Annotated in this window: 5 protein-coding genes and 1 pseudogene; all 6 read left to right on the top strand. The window is 59.7% G+C overall.

Going from position 1 to position 4,452, the window contains the following annotated elements:
• Positions 1–261, top strand: a 261-nt coding sequence (locus M0954_RS29910) for an alpha/beta hydrolase fold domain-containing protein (protein ID WP_297357108.1), incomplete at its 5' end; no start/stop codon positions are given.
• Positions 262–282: 21 nt separating this feature from the next.
• Positions 283–477 (top strand): annotated as a pseudogene (locus tag M0954_RS30390) (DUF418 domain-containing protein); the annotation flags it as partial.
• 112 nt (positions 478–589) lie between these two features.
• Positions 590–739: a hypothetical protein gene (locus M0954_RS29915; RefSeq protein WP_166660944.1), complete on the top strand. Its 150-nt coding sequence runs from the start codon at positions 590–592 to the stop codon at positions 737–739.
• A 599-nt stretch (positions 740–1,338) separates the two neighbouring features.
• Complete coding sequence (locus M0954_RS29920; protein WP_297357110.1) at positions 1,339–2,193, top strand: hypothetical protein; 855 nt, start codon at positions 1,339–1,341, stop codon at positions 2,191–2,193.
• Positions 2,194–2,428: 235 nt separating this feature from the next.
• A complete protein-coding gene (locus M0954_RS29925) occupies positions 2,429–3,601 on the top strand; it encodes a GNAT family N-acetyltransferase (protein ID WP_297357112.1) in 1,173 nt (390 codons plus the stop codon).
• Between the two features lie 61 nt (positions 3,602–3,662).
• Entirely contained in the window at positions 3,663–4,205 is a 543-nt protein-coding gene (locus tag M0954_RS29930) for a DUF1003 domain-containing protein (RefSeq protein ID WP_297357114.1), read from the top strand.
• Positions 4,206–4,452 lie beyond the last annotated feature (247 nt).

Consider the following 4,452-nt stretch of genomic DNA (forward strand, 5'->3'; position numbering starts at 1 on the left):
GCGTCGCCATACGCGGCCGCCGCGCGTGCAGAAGATTTAGCCGGACTGCCTTCTACCTACATCGCGGTCGGCACGCTCGACTTGTTCGTCGACGAGAACATCGAATACGCGCGCCGATCGATTTCAGCAGGTGTGCCGACGGAGTTGAAGGTTTACCCCGGCGCCTATCACGGATTCGAGGACCTGACACCGGATGCGGCGATATCGCGTGCGTTTGTGCGTGACTATGTCAGCGCGTTGCAGCGCGCGCTGAACCCCTGACGCTCTAGCGATCCGCTCGCGGCCACCGGGCGCATGGCCTTCATCAATTGCTTGAACCAATCGCTGATCATAACGTCGATCTTTTACGGCGGATGCAGCGCGACGATGGGCGAGGTCAATCGTCCCGTCCTGCGGGGCATTGCACTCGTTCTTGCCCTTGCGAAACGGCATCGTGCCCAATACCCTCTACGTGTTGCTTCACGTTTCACACGCTAGCCAAAGGCGAATCCGCTTGCGAGTGCTGCGAGTCAATCCGGCTCGACTGACGAACGATATTTCATGTCCTACGCATCAGATCGCTCCGCGACATCGGAAACGATTCGTTGAAATGTCGCGCAAGCACAACATGCATCAATTGACAGACAACGCGTTCAAAGAGAAACTCGGCGTCATGATTTCGAACCTCATCCCGGCATTCGCGCTGCAAGGCGGCGAGGGTTTCCGCAAGGACACCCTGGGGGAGGCTCGTTCGCTTTAGATTTACAGGTACAAGCGTCGATCAACAGGCCTCTCCGGAAACGGATGAGGCCTGTTTTGTTTGTACCGTCTCCGTTTCCGATCTTACTAACGGAGATAACTATGAACACGAAAACGTCGACCCCCGTCCGTGACGGCGAGTCCATCCAAACGATCTACCCGACCCGGCGTCCCACCGAGTCAAGCGTCGACAACGACTTCCACGCCCGGCATCAAGCCGAGCGAGCCATGACGGTAGCGCGAACACGGATGTTCTATCCGTTCGAATACTGGGCGCATGGAAGCCCGGGCATTCAAGCTGACGTGGAAGACTCGCCGACTGACTCACGTCCCGGTCGTGCAATCGAAAGTCGATCCTTCAAGCGGCCTGTGATTCTTGTCGGATGGTTGCAAGATGTCGCGATGCATTTGTTCCATCGGGCGCGTGGGCCTTGAAACGGCGCGGCCCGCGGACTGGTGACTAACGGGTTCCGCGGGCCACGACCGCTAACGTCGTCTTGTCGCATTACAACCAACCTATGGCGGCAGCTTGTCGCCTGACGGCGCGATCATGTCTGGAGGATCCGGGATTTCCCGGAGCACTCCAGACGGCGCCTCCGAATGACTCTACGAAGCACGCTTAAGCAGCCATTCCTGAATGGCGTAGCGAAGCTGCCCGATTTCATGCAGCGCGCAATGCTAACGCCGCAGCTGCGCCGCATCTGCATTCGCGTGCCGCTGCTGCGCGCGGTGTATTCGGGCTGTCTGCGCCGTCATCCCTTCGACCTGCAATTTGGTATCGATACCAGTGGCCTGGTGGACGCGTTCGCGCTGCAGCGCGATCAGCGCCTTGCCGATCAATTGAGCCCTTACATGGGCTCACAGCCGACCATCATCCGCCGTGCGCTCGACACGCTCGGCGATATCTCCGGCTATACATTCGTCGACATAGGCTGTGGCAAAGGCCGACCGCTGATCGTCGCGTCCGAGTATCCGTTCGCGGTGGCACTGGGCTACGACATCAGCATAGATCTCGTGAAGACCGCGAATGAGAACGCAACCGCCATCGCGCGACGCTTTCCGGCACGTGCGCCGATCTGCGCGGTCGTTGAGAATGTCGCTGACATGGCCGTGCCGTGCGGCAACGTAGTCGTGTTCATGTTCAATCCGTTTGGCCCCGAACTGATGACGACGCTGCTGCACAAACTCGAAGAGGCGCTCGCGAACGGCGCAATCCAGCATCTTTTCGTTGTCTACGACAATCCTGTCTGTGGCGACGTGTTCGATGGTTCGGAACATTTGAAGCGCTGGTTTGCGACGATGTTCGACTACGATCAGCACGAACTCGGTTTTGGACCGGAGGAGCGGGAAGGCGTCGTAATCTGGCAGAGCGTGAGCGGCGCGCGGCCCGATGTTTTTGCCGACCGCAACCGGCGCATTACGACGAAAGACAAACTCAGCGCGGCAGTCGAATAGCGTCAAACTGCCATTTGGCGCGACACTCGGTTCAGCATGCGCATGGCCCGGCGCTCCGCCAGGTCTTCTCCGCCAAAATCCAGAAACCGCCGAAACCATAGGTCGCGCGAGTTTGCTTTTCGTTCGACACTATGCGCTGCCGCCAGACCACCTTTACTTCTCCGCGTAGATCGCTCGTTATGGCGAAAGGCAAATCCGCTGAGTGGTAGGTGTCACAAAATAATTCAGGAGTCCAGTGTCTACAGCCACGGCCGCGATGCTCGAACCATCATCGCCGACAGCTTCGTTCAGATACGACGTGCGATCGTGCGAGACGGTCGATGCATTTCGCGCGTTGCAGCCACAATGGTGTGCGCTGTCGGCGACGGCAGAAGCGCATTCCCCGTTCAGTAGTTTCGAATACTGCGAGCTTGCGGTTGAACGCGCGCTCGCGAGCGGTGCGGCGATCGAAGTAGCGATGGTGTACGGCGCGCACGAATTGCTCGCGCTGTGGCCGGTTGCGATTGTTCGCAAGGGAGCGCTGCGGCTCGCGCATTCGCTTGGTTGCGGATGCGGCGAAGAATACGGCGGTCCGTTGATCAAAGACACGCGGCGCACCGAGCTCTACCCGGCCGCGGTCGTTGCGACGATGCAGATTCACGCCGACGTGCTCGAAGTTCCTATGGTCGAAAACGGCAGCGTGCTGCAGCACGCACTGAGTGACGCGCCCGGCTCGTGGGTGCGGCGACGGTTGCCGCCGCGCTGGCGCGAGTTGCCGGGTTACGCGATCGGACTGCGCGCCTATCCGGCCTGGAACGACTTCCTCGCGACGCGCAACGCCACGCTGCGCTCCGCCTTGCGTTCGAGTGTGAAGCGGCTGCGTCGCCAAGGAGACGTGAGTTTCGGATGGTGCCGCACGGCCGATGAAGCGCAAAGCACGCTGACGTGGCTGTTTGAGAACAAACGCAACTGGGCCTTGGCGCGCGGGATCGAGTCGCGCTACCTGATGGACGATCAGGTACGCGATTTTTTCATCACGCTGGCGCGGCGCACGGACTTGCCCAACGTGCCGCTCGTCGCGTTCGTGACGGTGGATGGACAGCCGGTAGCGGCTTCGGTCAATCTCGTCGGTGCACGAACCGTCGAGTATTTCATCACGACCTACGACGAGGCCTTCGGGACGTTTTCGGTTGGGAATCTGCTGGTCGAGTTTCTCGCGCAGTGGGCGCATGCGAATGGCCGCGACTTCGATTTCCGGCCACTGCACGGCGACTATAAAGCGCGTTGGGCCGATCGGGTGACGCAGCATGAATCACGGCTGCTTGTGCTGAATCCGCGTGGGCGATTGATCGAGTTGCCGTTATTGTGGGCGCTGGTGGGACGCGTGTATCGGAAGGTGGCGATGGTTACGACGAAGCGATCGAAATGAAGCGAAGTTAATCTCGCTCATGTAAATTGACGCGTCTTCCTCCCAGAGCGAGTTCTCCGTCATGACGCCGTTCGATCAAGCCAAAGCCGACAAGTCGTCCCCGAATCACGAACGTTGGCCGCATCTGCGGTTCCATCTTCCTTACAATCACTTAACGTCGACCTTCGGGGACGACTGGTTTGCGCTCAAGGCCGAAGCATTCGCGCGCTTCTTCGGCACACCAACGTTTCTCATCGCGCAGACCGTGATCGTCGCAATCTGGATCATCTTGAACATTACGGGCGTCACCAAATTCGACATCTATCCTTTCATTCTCCTCAATCTTGCTTTCAGTTTGCAAGCTGCCTACGCGGCGCCATTGATCCTGCTGGCGCAGACGCGCCAGTCCGATCGCGACAAGGCACTCGCAGACGCGGACGCCCAGCATCGGGAAGCGATCGCCAAGTCCGCCGAAGAGCGGCAACTGCAGATGGCTGAGCACACCTCACAGATGGCCGCGCTGTTGAAGCAGAACACCGAACTCACCGAAATCACGCGGCAACTGAGCCAGAGAATCGAGGCGCTGACTATCGAAATGCACGCGAAGGTGCTGTCGGCTAGGTAAGCGCGGCGGGGAAACATGCGCAAGCCTTCCTGAGGGCGGCCGACTGCCGCTCAAAGGATTTCCGGCGATGCGAGGGTGCGCCTCATTCCGCCTTAACCGGCGTCTCCGACGAACCATCGATAGTACGGGTTCCGGCTATCGTCGTGCATCACGCTGCCAATGTCTCTGGCCCACGCCTCGCGGTCGCCGCGGTACGCATCGAGCGCAGCGCCGTAGAACGTTTGCAGTGTGCTGCGTTCGGCCTGCA

It is taken from the genome of Paraburkholderia sp., assembly GCF_026225065.1.
Lineage (GTDB): Bacteria > Pseudomonadota > Gammaproteobacteria > Burkholderiales > Burkholderiaceae > Paraburkholderia.